This is a genomic window from Streptomyces venezuelae (assembly GCF_008642315.1).
In the GTDB taxonomy this organism is placed as follows: Bacteria; Actinomycetota; Actinomycetes; order Streptomycetales; family Streptomycetaceae; genus Streptomyces; species Streptomyces venezuelae_D.
In genome coordinates, this window is the sequence record NZ_CP029192.1 from 8,490,257 (window position 1) to 8,504,943 (window position 14,687).

Annotated in this window: 16 protein-coding genes; 7 read left to right on the forward strand and 9 right to left on the reverse strand. The window is 72.2% G+C overall.

Features of this window, described 5'->3' with window-relative positions:
* Positions 1 to 35: 35 nt before the first annotated feature.
* From DEJ48_RS37470 to DEJ48_RS37475, 3 genes are all read right to left on the reverse strand, one after another.
* Positions 36 to 641 carry a hypothetical protein gene (locus DEJ48_RS37470; protein ID WP_150220550.1) on the reverse strand — a complete coding sequence of 202 codons (606 nt, stop codon included), beginning with the start codon at positions 639 to 641 and terminating at the stop codon, positions 36 to 38.
* A gap of 71 nt (positions 642 to 712) precedes the next feature.
* Positions 713 to 841 (reverse strand): hypothetical protein, encoded by a 129-nt coding sequence (locus tag DEJ48_RS40850; protein WP_263399472.1) that lies wholly within the window; start codon positions 839 to 841, stop codon positions 713 to 715.
* On the reverse strand, positions 838 to 2,838 hold the full coding sequence (locus DEJ48_RS37475) for a heavy metal translocating P-type ATPase (protein ID WP_150220551.1): 2,001 nt from the start codon (positions 2,836 to 2,838) through the stop codon (positions 838 to 840). Before DEJ48_RS37475 ends, DEJ48_RS40850 begins: the two co-directional genes overlap by 4 nt.
* A 95-nt stretch (positions 2,839 to 2,933) precedes the next feature.
* Here DEJ48_RS37475 and DEJ48_RS37480 point away from each other — a divergent pair, with 95 nt between their 5' ends.
* Complete coding sequence (locus DEJ48_RS37480) at positions 2,934 to 3,302, forward strand: ArsR/SmtB family transcription factor (RefSeq protein ID WP_150220552.1); 369 nt, start codon at positions 2,934 to 2,936, stop codon at positions 3,300 to 3,302.
* On the opposite strand, the gene DEJ48_RS37485 is transcribed toward DEJ48_RS37480, so the two are convergent.
* Positions 3,299 to 3,619 (reverse strand): hypothetical protein, encoded by a 321-nt coding sequence (locus DEJ48_RS37485; RefSeq protein WP_150220553.1) that lies wholly within the window; start codon positions 3,617 to 3,619, stop codon positions 3,299 to 3,301. The two genes, DEJ48_RS37480 and DEJ48_RS37485, sit on opposite strands and share 4 nt — an antisense overlap.
* A 190-nt stretch (positions 3,620 to 3,809) precedes the next feature.
* On the opposite strand from DEJ48_RS37485, the gene DEJ48_RS37490 reads away from it, so the two are divergent.
* The 3 genes from DEJ48_RS37490 to DEJ48_RS37500 all read left to right on the forward strand — a co-directional run bounded on the left by DEJ48_RS37490 (position 3,810) and on the right by DEJ48_RS37500 (position 6,277).
* Positions 3,810 to 4,253 (forward strand): MarR family winged helix-turn-helix transcriptional regulator, encoded by a 444-nt coding sequence (locus DEJ48_RS37490; RefSeq protein ID WP_150220554.1) that lies wholly within the window; start codon positions 3,810 to 3,812, stop codon positions 4,251 to 4,253.
* Positions 4,254 to 4,369: 116 nt separating this feature from the next.
* Positions 4,370 to 5,653 (forward strand): MFS transporter, encoded by a 1,284-nt coding sequence (locus DEJ48_RS37495; protein ID WP_150221624.1) that lies wholly within the window; start codon positions 4,370 to 4,372, stop codon positions 5,651 to 5,653.
* A gap of 66 nt (positions 5,654 to 5,719) precedes the next feature.
* Entirely contained in the window at positions 5,720 to 6,277 is a 558-nt protein-coding gene (locus DEJ48_RS37500) for an isochorismatase family protein (RefSeq protein ID WP_150220555.1), read from the forward strand.
* Positions 6,278 to 6,295: 18 nt separating this feature from the next.
* Here the strand turns inward: DEJ48_RS37500 and DEJ48_RS37505 are convergent, their stop codons facing one another.
* The 4 genes from DEJ48_RS37505 to DEJ48_RS37520 all read right to left on the reverse strand — a co-directional run bounded on the left by DEJ48_RS37505 (position 6,296) and on the right by DEJ48_RS37520 (position 10,462).
* On the reverse strand, positions 6,296 to 7,084 hold the full coding sequence (locus DEJ48_RS37505) for a GNAT family N-acetyltransferase (protein WP_150220556.1): 789 nt from the start codon (positions 7,082 to 7,084) through the stop codon (positions 6,296 to 6,298).
* Positions 7,085 to 7,149: 65 nt separating this feature from the next.
* The gene (locus DEJ48_RS37510; protein WP_150220557.1) at positions 7,150 to 8,190 is read right to left on the reverse strand and encodes a type III polyketide synthase; all 1,041 of its coding nucleotides are present in this window, start codon (positions 8,188 to 8,190) and stop codon (positions 7,150 to 7,152) included.
* 128 nt (positions 8,191 to 8,318) lie between these two features.
* Complete coding sequence (locus DEJ48_RS37515; RefSeq protein ID WP_150220558.1) at positions 8,319 to 9,140, reverse strand: helix-turn-helix domain-containing protein; 822 nt, start codon at positions 9,138 to 9,140, stop codon at positions 8,319 to 8,321.
* A 434-nt stretch (positions 9,141 to 9,574) separates the two neighbouring features.
* The gene (locus DEJ48_RS37520) at positions 9,575 to 10,462 is read right to left on the reverse strand and encodes a Gfo/Idh/MocA family protein (RefSeq protein WP_150220559.1); all 888 of its coding nucleotides are present in this window, start codon (positions 10,460 to 10,462) and stop codon (positions 9,575 to 9,577) included.
* 186 nt (positions 10,463 to 10,648) lie between these two features.
* On the opposite strand from DEJ48_RS37520, the gene DEJ48_RS37525 reads away from it, so the two are divergent.
* Both DEJ48_RS37525 and DEJ48_RS37530 read left to right on the forward strand, forming a co-directional pair.
* A complete protein-coding gene (locus DEJ48_RS37525; protein ID WP_150220560.1) occupies positions 10,649 to 12,127 on the forward strand; it encodes an MFS transporter in 1,479 nt (492 codons plus the stop codon).
* 2 nt (positions 12,128 to 12,129) lie between these two features.
* Complete coding sequence (locus DEJ48_RS37530) at positions 12,130 to 12,819, forward strand: TetR family transcriptional regulator (protein ID WP_150220561.1); 690 nt, start codon at positions 12,130 to 12,132, stop codon at positions 12,817 to 12,819.
* Here the strand turns inward: DEJ48_RS37530 and DEJ48_RS37535 are convergent.
* Positions 12,767 to 13,768 carry a DMT family transporter gene (locus DEJ48_RS37535; RefSeq protein ID WP_150220562.1) on the reverse strand — a complete coding sequence of 334 codons (1,002 nt, stop codon included), beginning with the start codon at positions 13,766 to 13,768 and terminating at the stop codon, positions 12,767 to 12,769. The genes DEJ48_RS37530 and DEJ48_RS37535 overlap by 53 nt on opposite strands.
* A gap of 199 nt (positions 13,769 to 13,967) precedes the next feature.
* On the opposite strand from DEJ48_RS37535, the gene DEJ48_RS37540 reads away from it, so the two are divergent.
* Positions 13,968 to 14,567 (forward strand): TetR/AcrR family transcriptional regulator, encoded by a 600-nt coding sequence (locus DEJ48_RS37540; protein WP_150221625.1) that lies wholly within the window; start codon positions 13,968 to 13,970, stop codon positions 14,565 to 14,567.
* Positions 14,568 to 14,687 lie beyond the last annotated feature (120 nt).

A 14,687-nucleotide genomic window follows, 5' to 3' on the forward strand; every position in this document is an offset into this window, starting at 1 on the left:
CGGTTGTCGCCGAGGAGCCGGGGGCATCTTCCGTTTCAGCCTGCGAGTTCCTTCTTCAGCTCCGCGACGTCGGGCCCCGTGTCGGTGGTGGGCATCTTCCACCGGTAAGCGGTGCCATCGCCGTCGGTATAGAGGAGCGTGCCGCCCTTTGCCTGCGCCTCCGTCAGGTCGAAGGCCTCGGCGTCCCACTCATAGGTACCGGGCTGCACGGCACCGCCGCTGTTGTACTTGTCCATGCTGATCATCGTGGAATTGCCGCTGTCGAAGCCGATCGCTTCGCCGTCCGGGGCGATCCACTTCCATCCGTCGCCCGTGATTGGCGTGGTCTGCTCCGCCGGCGCTCCGGTCATCGCTTGGACCTTCATCGCGATCACGGCGAAGGTGCCGTTCGCCGCCTTCTCCCCACTGCCCTCCCGCGCGTACACGACAGTGTTCGGCGTGATCCGAAGGACGCCCGCCCCGCCGTCGCCGATGGTCTGCGCCGGCTCACCGAGCTCAAGGTCAGCCGCCCGCCCATCGGTCCTGTCACCACCGGTACCGGAGCCGTCCTTACCGGCGCAGTGATCGCCGTCGCCGCTGCCGCACGCGGCGAGCGCGGCGAGAAGCAGGGGGGCCGCGACCGCGGTGGCGCGAGTCCGCATGTGTGCCCCCAGGGTTGAGTTGATTGGGACGCCGTAGGGAAGAAGCGGTAGGCGGGGGAGAGGGAGTGCGGCTACCTTCGGCGGCGGAAGGTCAGCCAGATCCGTGTCGCGACCAGCCCCAGAACCACCACGCCGACGGCGATCTGCGCCCAGCGCGGGAGGGCGCCGGAGCCGGGGAGGTACAGGGCCACGGTGGTCACGGCGTGCTCCTTGTCGGGTGGGGAGTGGCGGTCCAGGCGGCGTCGCGCAGCATGCGCAGCCCGTTGAGGCCGACGATGACGGTCGAGCCCTCGTGGCCGAGCACGCCGAGCGGCAGGGGCAGATCGCCCGCCAGGTCCCAGAGGACCAGGCCGGAGATGAACACCCCGGCGATGACCAGATTCTGCACCACCAGGCGGCGGGCCGCCCGGGACAGGGCGATGACCTTGGGGACCGTGGCGAGTTCGTCGCGGACGATGACGGCGTCGGCGGTCTCGAGGGCCAGATCGGAGCCCGCCCGGCCCATGGCGATCCCGGTGTGGGCGACGGCGAGGGCAGGGGCGTCGTTGACACCGTCGCCGACGACCAGCGTCCTGTGCCCGCGCGCCTCCAGGCGCCGTACGGCTTCGACCTTGTCCTCGGGCAGGAGCCCGGCGTGGACCTCGTCGTCGGTGATGCCGACCTCGGCGGCGAGGCGGGTGGCGGCGCGGGGGTTGTCGCCGGTCAGCAGCATCGGGGTGCGACCGGTGAGGCCGGTCAGGTCGGCGACGGTCGCGGCGGCACCGGGGCGCAGCCGGTCGGCGATGCCCAGCACTCCGACCGGGACCTCGTCGCGCAGGACCACGACGGCCGTACGGCCACCGTCCTCCAGCTCGGCCGCGATATCGGCGGCGCCCGTCGTCGCGGAGTCGTCGTCGCGGCCGAGGAGGCGGGCGGGCGCGCCGACCGTGACCGTGTGGCCGGCGACGGTGGCGGTGACGCCGACGCCGGGCGTGGAGGTGAAGTCCCGCAGGTCGGCGATGGCCGGGCCGCGGGTGCGGGCGGCGTCGACGATCGCACGGCCCAGGGGGTGTTCGCTGGGGTGCTCGGCGGCGGCCGCCAGTGCCAGCAGGGTGTCCTCGGTCAGACCTGAGCCGGCCACCGGTCGGATGTCGGTGACGCGAGGGGTGCCCTCGGTCAGGGTGCCGGTCTTGTCCAGGGCGACCGCGTCGACCTGTCCGAGCCGCTCCATCACCACCGCGGACTTCACCAGGACGCCGTGACGTCCGGCGTTGGCGATCGCCGACAGCAGCGGAGGCATCGTCGCCAGGACCACCGCGCACGGCGAGGCCACGATCATGAAGGTCATCGCCCGCAGCAGTGCGGAGGTCAGCTCCGCGCCGAACGCGAGGGGAACCAGGAAGACCGCCGGCGTCGCGGCGACCATGCCCAGGCTGTACCGCTGCTCGATCTTCTCGATGAACAGCTGGGTGGGCGCCTTGGTCTCGGAGGCCTCCTCGACCATCGCCACGATCCGGGCGATCACCGAGTCCGAGGCGTCCCGCTCGACCTTGACCCGCAGGGCGCCGGTGCCGTTCAGGGTGCCGGCGAAGACCTCGTCCCCCGCCCTCTTCGCGGCCGGCAGCGGCTCACCGGTGATGGTGGACTGGTCCACGTCGCTGACCCCGGACAGGACGCGGCCGTCCGCGCCGACCCGCTCACCGGGGCGGACCAGGACGGTGTCCCCGACCAGCAGGTCCCGCGTCGGGACCGTCGACTCGCTGCCGTCGTCGGACAGTCGGGTGGCGACGGTCGGTGCGGGGTCCAGCAGGCCGCGCACCGCATCCTGGGTCCGGGCGGTGGCCAGGGCCTCCAGGGCGCCGGAGGTGGCGAAGATGACGATCAGCAGCGCGCCGTCCATCGTCTCCCCGATCGAGGCCGCGCCGACGGCGGCGACGATCATCAGCAGATCCACGTCGAGGGTCTTCTCACGGAGCGCCGTCAGCCCCGCCCATGCGGGCTCCCACCCGCCGGTGACGTAGGCGGCGGCGTACAGGGTTCCCCACGACCAGGCGGACGCGCCGGTCAGCTGGAGCGGCAGCGCGATCAGGAACAGCACCAGCGCCGCGGCGGCCCAGCGCGCCTCCGGCAGGGCGAACACCCGGGTGCGGCGTCTGCTCTCGGTGCGCGGGGCGGCCTGAGCGGTCCGGTCGGGGCGCGGGAGCAGGTCGGAGGGCATGGCGAGGCAACCCCTTCGGGGTGGAGGACGGCGACGCGCCTACCGTACAGGAACATCTGAACAGGTCTTCATGTGTCGTCAGTATGATGGGCGCCATGGGTCATGGAGCCGACGCCAGGAATCACGCCACCCCCCGCGAGCGCCTTGACGTGGTGGGAGCCACTGACGTCGCCGCCACCCTGCAGGCCCTGGCGACCCCCTCGCGGCTGCGCATCCTGGCGCGCCTGCAGGAAGGGCCCTGCGCGGTCGGCGGCCTCGCCGAGGCCGTGGGCATGGAGGCCTCCGCCTGCTCCCACCAGCTCCGCCTGCTGCGCAATCTCGGACTCGTCACGGGCGAGCGCCGGGGCCGCTCCATCGTCTACGCCCTCTACGACAGTCACGTCGCCGAACTGCTCGAACAGGCCCTCTTCCACGTCGAGCACCTGCGGCTCGGCCTGCGCGACGAGCTCGTCACCGGACGCTAGGGCGCCGACTGCCGTTGCCCGGCCGCTGATTTCGCGGCCCTCGCCGCGGTGACGGGATCGCACGCCGTGTCCCTGGACTGCTCGGGCAGCATTCCGATGGGCCGGCCCGTCGAGCGTTCCGCGCTCTTGCGGGCCAGGTCGCCGACGATGTGGGCGGCGGGCTGGATCTCCTCGCGCGGGGAGAGGTGGGGCGGGGGTCCGGTCGTGGCGTGGTGGGTTCGGGGGGTGTCGGCGAACGCCGCCGCCGTGGGCATGGCGACGGCGGCGAGAGCCGCGATGACGATCATGAGGGCCCTCAAGCGCACGCGGGTGGACATGATCTCTTTCCTCTGGGTCGCTCCGGGTCGTGTGGAATATCCACGAACCTACGTACTCGACATCAAGTCGACCCATAAGGGATGTAACGGGTGCAAGGAGTCTCCGCGGCGAAACGGGCGCGACGCTCTCGGGAGGGAAGATGGGAAGGAAGGCTTGCAAGTTTTCCTTTCCATCTCGTACCGTCGCCTCATGAGCGGACACCCTGGAGAGCCCACCCCGGAGCAAGTCGCCGCCGACCTCACGCACGTCGTCGGACGTCTCGTACGGAAACTGCGCGGCGCGTCGCCCATGAACGGGCTCAGCCCCTCGCAGCGCTCCGTCCTCGCACGCCTCGACCGGGGCGGCCCCACCACCACCGCGGAGCTCGCCCGTGCCGAGTTCGTGCGGCCGCAGTCGATGCGGATGACCGTGAGCGCCCTGGAATCCATGGAACTCATCGAGCGGGCACCCGATCCGAACGACGGGCGGCAGTCCGTCCTCTCCCTGACCGACCAGGGCCGCCATACCCTCGCCGACGGACGCGCGGCCAAGCGAGGCTGGCTGTCGGAGGCGGTCTCCGAGGAGCTCGACCCGGCCGAGCGGCGTCAACTCGCCGACGCCGTCGCGCTGTTGGAGCGACTGGTGCAGAAGTGAACGCCACGTCCTTCGCCCGGACGAAACGGCGCCCCGCGCGGGAACGGACCGGCTTCGGAGCGCGATTGACCGCGCCCCTGCTCCTCGGCTCCCTGCTCAACCCACTCAACACCACGATGATCTCCACCGGCCTGGTGGCGATCGGTCACGACTTCGGCGTCGGCGCCTCCGACACCGCCTGGCTCGTCTCCGTGCTCTACCTCGCGAGCGCCGTCGCCCAGCCCGTGCTCGGCAAGCTCGCCGACAGCATCGGCCCGCGCCGTGTCTTCCTCGGCGGACTCGTCCTCGTCGTCGCGTCGGGCCTCATCGGAGCGCTCGCCCCCGCGTTCGGCTGGCTGCTCGGCTCCCGGGCGCTCCTCGGCATCGGCACGTCAGCCGCGTACCCCGCGGCGATGGCCGTCCTGCGCGACGAGTCGACCCGGCTCGGCACCCCCACCCCGCGCACCGTGCTCGGCCGTCTCTCCTTCGCGGCGCTCGGCAGCGCGGCGATCGGCCCGACCCTCGGCGGCCTCCTCGTCGCGACCGCCGGCTGGCGCGCCGTCTTCGCCGTCAACGTGCCGGTCGCGGTCATCGCGTACGCCACCGCTCTGCGCTGGATACCCAAGGACACACCGCGGGACAGGGCGGCGGCCGGGCCGAAGGGGACGCTCGACCCGCTGGGCATCGTGCTCTTCACGGGTGCGCTGAGCTGCCTCGTCGTGTTCCTGCTCGACCTGCGCCACCCGATGTGGCCCCTGCTCGCCCCGGTCGTCCTGCTCTCCGCCCTGCTCACCCGGTGGCAGCTGCGCCACCCGCATCCCTTCGTCGACCTGCGCATGCTCGGCGCCAACCACGCGCTAGCCCGCACCTACCTGCGGCACGGACTGAGCTACCTCGTCGTGTACTGCGTGATGTACGGCTTCACCCAGTGGCTGGAGGAGGAGCGCGGCTACTCCTCGCTGCACACCGGACTCGTCATGCTGCCGATGTCCCTCGCCGCCCTGGCCTGTTCCCTGATCGGGGCGCGCACCAAGGGCATCCGCGCGCCGCTCACCGTCGCCGCCGTGCTCCTCGCAGCGGGCAGCGCACTGCTCCTCTTCACCACGGGGTCCACGCCGCTCGCCGTCCTGCTCCTGGCCGGAGCCTGCTTCGGCATCCCGCAGGGGCTCATGGGCACCGGCAACCAGGCGGCCGTGCAACAGTTCGCGCCCGCCGAGGCCATCGGGTCCGCGGCGGGACTCCAGCGCACCGCGCAGTACATCGGCGCCATCACGGCCTCCGGCCTGATCGGTCTCGCCTACGGGCAGCGCGCCGACGACGGCGGGCTCCACCTCATGGCCGTGGTCGGCGCCGTCCTCGCCCTGGCCCTCGTCGTCCTGACCGTCACCGACCGCGCGCTGCGCCGCAGCCCGGCCGAGTAGGCGGCAGGCGCCACAGCCATCACGTACGCAAGCAACCAGCAGTACAGCCAGAGAAAGGCACCACCCATGACCGCCACCGTCCTCGACCCCACCACCGCCCTCATCCTCGTCGACCTCCAGAAAGGCATCACGGCGCTGCCCACCGCCCACCCTTCCCAGGAGATCGTCGAACGGTCCGCCGCCCTCGCCGCCGCCTTCCGCGAGCGTGGGCTGCCCGTGGTCCTGGTGCGGGTGACGGGCGGCGCCCCCGGCCGCACCGAGGGACCCGCGCGCGGCGGCGACGTGCCCGCGGACTGGGCGGACCTGGAGCCCGAACTGGGGCGCACGGACACGGACGTCGTCGTCACCAAGCACCAGTGGGGCGCCTTCTACGGCACCGACCTCGACCTGCAGCTGCGCCGCAGGGGCGTCACCCAGGTCGTGCTCGCGGGCATCGCGACGAGCATCGGCGTGGAGTCGACGGCCCGCGCGGCGCACGAGCACGGCTACCACGTGACCGTCGCCGTCGACGCCGTCACCGACATGGACGCCGACGCCCACCGCAACAGCGTGGAGAAGATCTTCCCGCGGCTCGGCGAGACGGACACGGCCGAAGCGATCACCGAACTGCTCGGCCGCGGCTGAGCTCCGGTCCCGCGGGTCCTACGGCCGGTACACGTACGGCGTGGTCGTGCAGAGCGTGGCGAAGCCGAGCCGGTCCAGGATCGGGCGGCTGTCGTCGGAGGCGTCGACCTGGAGATAGCGGTAGCCGCGCTCGACGGCGATGCGGGCGCGATGGGCGACCGTCGCGCGGTAGATGCCCTTGCCGCGCCACCGCGGGTCGGTGCCGCCGCCCCACAGCCCGGCGAAGTCGGTGCCCGGCCGGAACTCCATGCGCGCGCCGCACACCGGCCGGTCGTCGGCCATCGCGACGACCGCGACGATGTCGTCCGGCGTCTCGGTGAGCTGGGCGAGCACCCGGCGGGCGAGGTGTTCGCTCAGCGCCGCGTCGCCCTCGCCGAAGGCGGCCAGATGCGCCTCTGCCATGAGGCGTACGCCTTCCGCGTCCGTCACCGGGACCAGCCGGATGCCGTCCGGCAGCTCGGGGCCCGCGGGCAGGGCGGCGGCCTCGGCGACCATCACGGTCTCCGTCGGCTCGGCCTCGAACCCGGCCGCGAGGAGGCGCTCGCCGAGGTCCGCCGGACGGTCGTACGAGTGTTGCTTCCACTCGAACTCGCGCCCCGCGTCGGTGAAATGGCGCACCTGCTCCGCGATGACGGCGTCCGCGGTCGACGCGTCGACGTCGGTCCACAGGACGCCGTTCCAGTCGTGCGCGGAGCCGGTGACGCGCACGACGTCCCCGGTGCGCTCGACCCGGGTGTCACCGCCCTCGCCCGTGGTGTCGTGCCGAAGCTGACGGTCGTACGCGGCCAGTACCGCTGCGTGATCCATGCGGTCACCTCAGCAGCGGGCCGGGGCGGCGGCAACCGGTTTTCCTCCGTCGCGACCGGCAGGCCCTAGGAGCGCCAGCGGCAGCGCAGGGCCGCCGTGGTGAAGCCGGGACCGAAGGCGATCGCCGCGCCGTACGCGCCGTCGTCCGGCGGGTCGGCGTGGGTGCGTTCCAGGACGCGCAGGATGCTCACGCCGCCGAGGTTGCCCTCGTGGCTGAGTGTGTCCGTGGAGTGCCGTGCAGCGTGCTCGTCCAGGCGCAGCGCGGCCGCCGTGTCGTCGATGATGCGCGGGCTGCCGGGGTGGATGACGGCGAAGTCGGGCCGCCGGGGCCCGAGCCAGTCCAGGAGGGGCGGCGTCACGTCGGTGACGGCGGCCAGGACCTGTTTGGTCGAGTCGAAGTGGATGCCGTCCTCGGCGATTCTGCCGCGCTGGCGTTCGAGGCTGTCCGGGAGGACGTACTCGAAGGTGTCGTCGACGGCCAGTCCGGGGCCCAGCGGTGCGTCGGTGACGACGGTCGCGGAGGCAGCGTCGCCGAACAGTGCTTTGTAGATCATCGACTCGACGGCGGTGTCGCTGTGGTGGTAGATGCTGGACAGCACCTCGGCGCCGACCACCAGGACCGTGCTGCCCGGCCGTGCGGAGAGGAGGTCGGCGGCGCGGGTCAGGGCCTGTGTGCCGCCCGGGCAGGCCACCGAGGTGAGTGCGACGCGGCGCACGTCGGGTCGGAGGCCGAGCCGCGTGACGAGGTGGATGTCCAGGTTCGGGACGGCCCAGCTCGTGGTGTGCGTGGTGACGACGGCGTCGATGTCGCGCGCGGTGAGACCGGCGCTGTCCAGGGCCCTGGCGCAGGCCCGTTCGGCCATGTCGAGCGCGTCGGAGAAGGCGACCCGGGCGCGCTCCCCGACGTCGGCGGTGCCGGACACGGTGGGGGAGTCGAGCGGACGCGTGAAGTGGCGGGTCTCGACGCCGCAGTTGCCGATGACGCGGAGTATGGCGCGCAGCCGTGGATGGTCGGCGTGGTGCGCGCTCACGTCGTCGGCTATCTCGGCCGTGGTGACCTTGTGGTCGCCGAAGACGGTCTGGGGTCGGAGTACGTGGGCAGTCATGAGGCGGCTCCCCGTGGATCGGCGGTGCGAGTGGGGATGTGGCCAAATTACTGCACTGTGCCGGGAGTGCCCTGTTATGAGGCGCTAAGTCGAACGTAAGTACGATATGCCGACGCGTCCGCGTGCGGTCAGTCCGAGCGGAGAGTGGGCGCGCGCGATTGGATGCGCTGCGAGCCGCGGTGGAACACGAGGATCATCAGCCGGGAGCCGGGTGCCGTCAGGGGCTGCGCCGCGCACATGGTGACCCAGCCGGGGCCCTCCAAGGCGTGCATCAAGGGGCGCTCGTCGCCGTCGGGGTGGGGGTGGGAGTTGCCGGCGGCGTAGAGGTCCGCGGTCTCGGGGTCGGCCAGGATCTCCTTCTCGATCTGCCGCAGGATGTCGTCGTCGGGCCTGGTGGCGAGCGCGGCCCGCAGCTGTGGAAGCACCATCGGGGCCCACGCGGTGTGCCAGTTCATCAGGGTCTCGCGGCCGCTCGGGTCCAGGAGCATCCAGCGCAGGGTGTTGCCGGGGACCCTGCCACCCGGGAACATCCCGGCGAAGGCGCTGTTGTACGCGAGCGTCTCCCAGGACGCGTCGGTCACGTAGGCCATGTGTCCGATCCCGTCGACCGCCTCCTGCCAGACGCCCGGGACCTCCTTGCCGGAGGAGAGGTGGAGCGGTCCCGGCGGGTCCTGCAGCAGTGCGTAACGGCAGAGGGACACCCACTCCTGCTCGTTCAGCCCGAACAGGCGTGCCACGTCGCGCAGCAGAGAGGTCGGCGGGTTGGGGTAATTGCCTGATTCGAGCCGGTGATACGTCCCGAACGTGCGGTGGAGCAGTTGGTCGACCTGGTGCTGCGACAGCCCGGGTGCGCGCCGTCCCTGGCCTGTCGGGCGGGCGAAGCCGTGCGATTCGGGGGCTATGAGGGCGCGTCGTTCGCGGAGCAGAGCGCGGAGCGCCGTCTTGTTCATGGTGGGTAATCCCTCTTGGTGCACGCCGAGTTGGAGCGTGATCAGTCTAAATATTCACATCGGCTTTGGTAGTAAACATTGCCCGAAGAAAACGATCAGTCGCTCGGGCATGATGGAGAGTGCGGGGTCACCGACCTGCAGGTTTGAACGTCGGATGACAGCCGTGCGCAACAGCGGGGCATCTTGTCCGGGGAGCTCGAGAATGGCTGAAATTCCCCGGCATTGGGTACCCCCCAGGCCTACTGGGCCCGATGTGGGAAGCGTGTGGGACAACTGTTCGCATTCCGATCCGAGTGGTCGGAATCGGAGCAGCGCAGGACCGCACGGCTCGGCTTCCTCCGCCGGTTCCGTAGGACCACCGGCTGCGGTCGGTGCCGTCACTCGCCATTACGTAGCGGCCACGGTACCGGCCGCCCGTGGTTGTTCCGGGCGCGTCAGGTGGCCGTGATGTGCTCCTCCGCCCGCGCCAGGATCTCCGAGACCCGCAGCCCGAACCGTACGTCGCACGGATGTGGTGTGCCCGTGGCCGCGGACTCGACGAGCGCGTCCACCGCCGCCCCGAACGCGTCGCCCGCGCCGTCCCACGGCGGAAGCGCCACCGTGCCGCTCTCCCCGCGCAGTTCCACGGCGATGCCCTCGCACTTCGGCGGGGCCGTCAGGCTCAGCGTCGCCGTGCTGGACGCGCCGCTCTCGTGCCGCAGGATCAGGTGGACCGTGTCCCTGGGGCCCTCGGCAGCGGTCACGGCGGTCACGTCGCCGAGCACGGGCAGCAGCATCGACAGGGCGTGCGGGCCCACGTCCCACAGGCCACCGCGGCTCGCGCGCCACGGTGACGAGAACGCGGCGCTGCCGTCCGGCGCGTAGAACGAGCCGTACCAGTCGGCGCGGCCGGTGAACCAGCCGCCCGTGGCGCTCTGTTCGGCCAGCCAGCGTGCCGAGGCGGCGGTGAAGCGCAGCGTGAAGAAGACCACGGAGGCGACGCCCGCCCGCTCGGCCGCCGCGGCGAGGTCCCGCGCGCCCGCCGTCGTCGTCGCCACCGGCTTGTCCAGGAGCAGGTGGCACCCGGCCGCCGCGGCCCGCGCGGCGAGCGGCGCCTGCACGTCGGGCGGCACGGCGAACGCCACGGCGTCACTCGCGGCGAACAGCTCGTCCACGTCCGCGTACGCCCTGGTGCCGTGTTCGGCGGCGAGCGCGGCCGCGGGCTCGGCGCGGCGGCCCCAGACGCCGACGAAGTCCACGCCGGGGTGACGGGACAGCGCGGGGGCGTGCGTGGCGGAGGCCCAGGGGCCGGTGCCGACCAGGCCGGTGCGGAGTCGGTTCATGGGCCGCAGTATGACCGAAACCGCCGAGGGCGGACCGGTCGCGGCAGGGGGACGTGGTGGGCCGGGACGGTTCACGGCCACGGCCGGGCGAAACAAACCGTCCATGACCTTTTCGCATCCCGCTGGGTGAATTCCCATTCACCCACTACGGTGAATTTGAATTCACCGCATCCCGGGGGAGATGTCATGGCGTCGGTTCCGGCACCCGGCGACGGGGGAGGGCTGCGCGCCCGGCTGACGGTCCCCGTGCTCGCCTTCGGCGGCATCCTCATGGCCGTCACGCAGACCGTCGTCGTCCCCCTGCTCCCCGATCTGCCCCGCCTGACGGACAGTTCACCCGGAGCCGTGTCCTGGCTGGTCACGGCGACCCTCCTCGCCGGCGCGGTCCTCACCCCCGTGCTCGGCCGGGCCGGCGACATGTACGGGAAGCGCCGCGTCCTGCTGCTCGCCCTCGGCCTCATGGCCGGGGGATCGGTGCTCTGCGCGCTCACGTCCGACATCCGGCAGCTGATCGCGGCGCGCGCCCTGCAGGGCGCGTCCGCCTCGGTGGTGCCGCTGTCCATCAGCATCCTGCGCGACGAACTCCCGCCCCGGCGCACCGCTTCCGCCGTCGCCCTGATGAGCTCCACGGTCGGCATCGGCGCCGCGCTCGGGCTGCCGCTGGCCGCGCTCATCGTGCAGTACGCCGACTGGCACGCCATGTTCTGGGCGACGGCCGCGCTGAGCACGGCAGGGCTGCTGCTCGCCCGGTGGGCCGTGCGGGAGTCCCCGGTGCGCTCCCCGGGGCGGTTCGACACGTGGGGCGCGGTCGGCCTCGCGGCCGGGCTCGTCTGTCTGCTGCTCGCGGTCTCGCAGGGCGGCCAGTGGGGGTGGGGGAGTGGCCCCGTCCTCGGACTCTTCGCGGCCGCGGTCGTCGTCCTGTCCCTCTGGTGGCGGATGCAGCTGCGCGCGAAGCAGCCACTGGTGGACCTGCGCCTGGCCGCGGGGCGACGCGTCGCCCTGCCGCACCTGACCGCGCTGCTCGCCGGATTCGCCTTCTACGCCAACTCGTTGGTGACCGCGCAGCTGGTGCAGGCGCCCGCCGTGAGCGGCTACGGCCTGGAGCTGTCGATCGTGGCGACCGGCCTGTGCCTGCTCCCCAACGGGGTCGTCATGCTGGCCCTCTCGCCGCTCTCGGCCCGCGTCTCCACGGCGCGGGGCCCCCGGGTGACCCTCGCCCTCGGCGGCGCGGTCATGGCGCTCGGCTATGCCGTACGCATCGTGGACAGCCGGGAGTTGTGGGTGATCGTGCTGGGCGCCGCGATCGTCTCGACCGGGACGACCTTCGCGTACTCGGCACTGCCCACGCTGATCCTGCGGGCGGTGCCGGTCGAGCAGACCGCGTCGGCGAACGGTGTGAACGTCCTGATGCGGACGATCGGTCAGAGCGTTTCGAGCGCGGCGGTCGCCGCGGTGCTCGTCCGGCACACCGCGTCCGCCGGAGGTACGGAGTTCCCCACGCTCGACGGCTACCAACTCGCCTTCACCCTGGCCGGTACGGTGGCGCTCATCGCCTGCGGCCTGGCCCTGGCCATACCCTCGGACACGGCCGAGGCCCCACGGAACGGCCAGAGGCGTGCAGGCCGCGAGGGACCCGCACAGGAATCCGCTCTGGAAGGAAGCTGACCATGGGGGAGGTTCGCACGGAGACGGACGGACGGCTGGACGACGAGGCCGACGGCCGGGCGGAGGACGCGTCCCCGGCGACCGACACCCCCCGGGACACCGCCAGCCCTCGCGAGCGGCCCGAGCACGTTGCGTCCGTCGGGCGCCGGGACGCCGAGGCGAGCAAGGGGGCCATCATCCGTGCTGCCCGGTACCTGCTCGCCCGGCACGCGCACGGGGACATCACCCTCAAGGCCGTGGCCGACCGGGCCGGCGTCAGCGCCCCGTTGATCCTGAAGTACTTCGGGAACAAGGACGCCCTGTTCGGTCAGGTCATGTCGTTCGAGGCCGACGCCGACACGTTCCTCGACGCCCCCGTCGACGACCTCGCCCGCCACATGGTCCGGCACCTGCTCACCGGCCAGGCCGAGCGCGGCGCCGATCCGATCCTGCGCATCGTCTTCGCCCCGCTCCACGGAGAGCAGGGCGACATCCTGCGCGCCAACTTCCGCGCACAGGTGGCCCAGCGGCTGAGCGAGCGGCTGTCGGGGCCGGACGCGGGGCTGCGGGCCGAGCTCGCCGTGGGCATGCTGCTCGGCCTCGGCGTGATGTACGGCATCGCCCGGGGCCCGCACCTGCGTGCCACGGAGATCGACGAGATCACCGACCGGTACGCACCCGGGGTGCAGGCGCTGCTGACTCCTCCTCGCTGAGCCCCCTCCCCGGGGAGGGGGTCGGAGCGGCGTGCGGCGCCGAGTTCCGCGCTTCCCGTCCCGCTTCCTGTCCCGCGCGGGCTGCCCGTCCCCCTCGCCGTACGACCACCACCGCCGCGAGCCCGACCGCCAGTCCCGCCACGGTCTGCGGCCCGAAGGGCTCGCCGAACATCAGCGCGCCCCACAGTGCGGTCACGGGCGCCATGAGGAACATCAGCGTGTTGACCTGCGTGACCCCGGAGCGCCGCAGGATGAGCCAGTACAGGCCGTACCCGCCGAACGTAGAGAGCGCGACCAGCCACGCGATCGCACCCCAGAACGACGCCTCGGCCGGCGGCGTCGCGGCGCCGGACGCCAGCGCGAGGCCCGTGAAGACGACGGCGCTGGTGGCGCAGTGGACGGTCATGGCCACCGAAGGGGCGACCGGGCGGGGCGCACGCCGGTCGAGGAACGTCGCCGCCACCAGCGAGAGCATGCCGAGGAACGGTACGAGATAGGCCCAGGCAGGGGTGGCGCCGCCCTGCGAGAAGTCGGCGGCGGTGACGATGACGACCCCGGCCACACCGAGGCCGAGACCGGTCCACTGCGTGCGCGAGACGTACTGCCCGAGCAGCGGTCCGGCGAGGGCGCCCGCGACCAGGGGCTGGGTGCCGTCGATCAGGGCGGTCGTACCGCTGGAGACGCCGAGTTGGATCGCCAGGTACACGGTGAGGAGATAGCCGCTCTGCGACAGCGCGCCGACGGCCGCCTGCCGTCCGACGTCGCACGCCGTCAGGCCACGCCACGCCGCTCGGGACAGCAGCAGGGCGGCCAGCCCCAGGACAACGGCCAACGGCAGGAAGCGCCACATCAGCACCGTCACGGCGGACGCGCTGCCCGCGCCCAGCTTGGCGCCGATGAACCCGGAGCTCCAGGTCAGCACGAAGGCGGTCGACAGCAGGAAGTTCATGGGGTTCTCCCGTCCCGGGCCTCCGATGCGGCACGGCAGCCCGTCGTGGGTGAGTAAACCAATCTGTCTACCTCTCCGATGGAGTATACAGATCGGTATAGGCGCCAGGTATACCGGTCGGTCTACCATGGGGTGCATGGGTGACCACACGCCGAATACCGAAGACGGCGCCGCCGCCGCGGCGCCGCACCGCATCGTCATGACGCCGGCTGCCCGCCGCGCCCTCGGTGCCGCCGGGCGCCTCTTCTACGAGCGCGGCATCCATGCCGTCGGCGTGGACCTGATCGCCGTCGAGGCCGGGGTCACGAAGAAGACCCTCTACGACCGCTTCGGCTCGAAGGAGCAGATCGTCGTGGAGTACCTGGCCGACCGCGACGAACGCTGGCGGGCCTTCCTCGCCCCGTACGTCGAGGCCGCGGAGACGCCCCGTGCCCGGATTCTCGCCGTCTTCGACGCCCTGCGCGGCTGGGCCGAGGGGGTCGACGGGGTCGAGGGGCATCTGGCCAAGGGGTGCAGCATGGTCAACGCGCACGCCGAGATCAGTGACCCCGCCCACCCCGCGTACTCGATCATCGCCGGTCAGAAGGCCTGGATGCTCGGGCTGTTCACCGACCTCGCCGGGGGTGTCGCGTCGTCCGGGGCGGCGGCCGCGCGGCTCGGGCGCACGCTCATGCTGCTGCACGAGGGTGCGCTCGTCGCCCATGGCCTGCGCGTGTTCCCGGGCGCCATCGATCAGGCGCGCGGTGACGCCGAGGCGCTGCTGGACGCCGCTGCGGCGCGGGCGTCCGGGCATCGTTGACAAGTCTTTGCCCGTGGCCGGAATGATTCCTTCCGGCGGCACTCCCCATGGGGGAGGCCCCGGTGTGGGGCGGGGTGGAGGCTCGCACTGACACGAGTCACGGCTCTGCTGCCGGTAAAG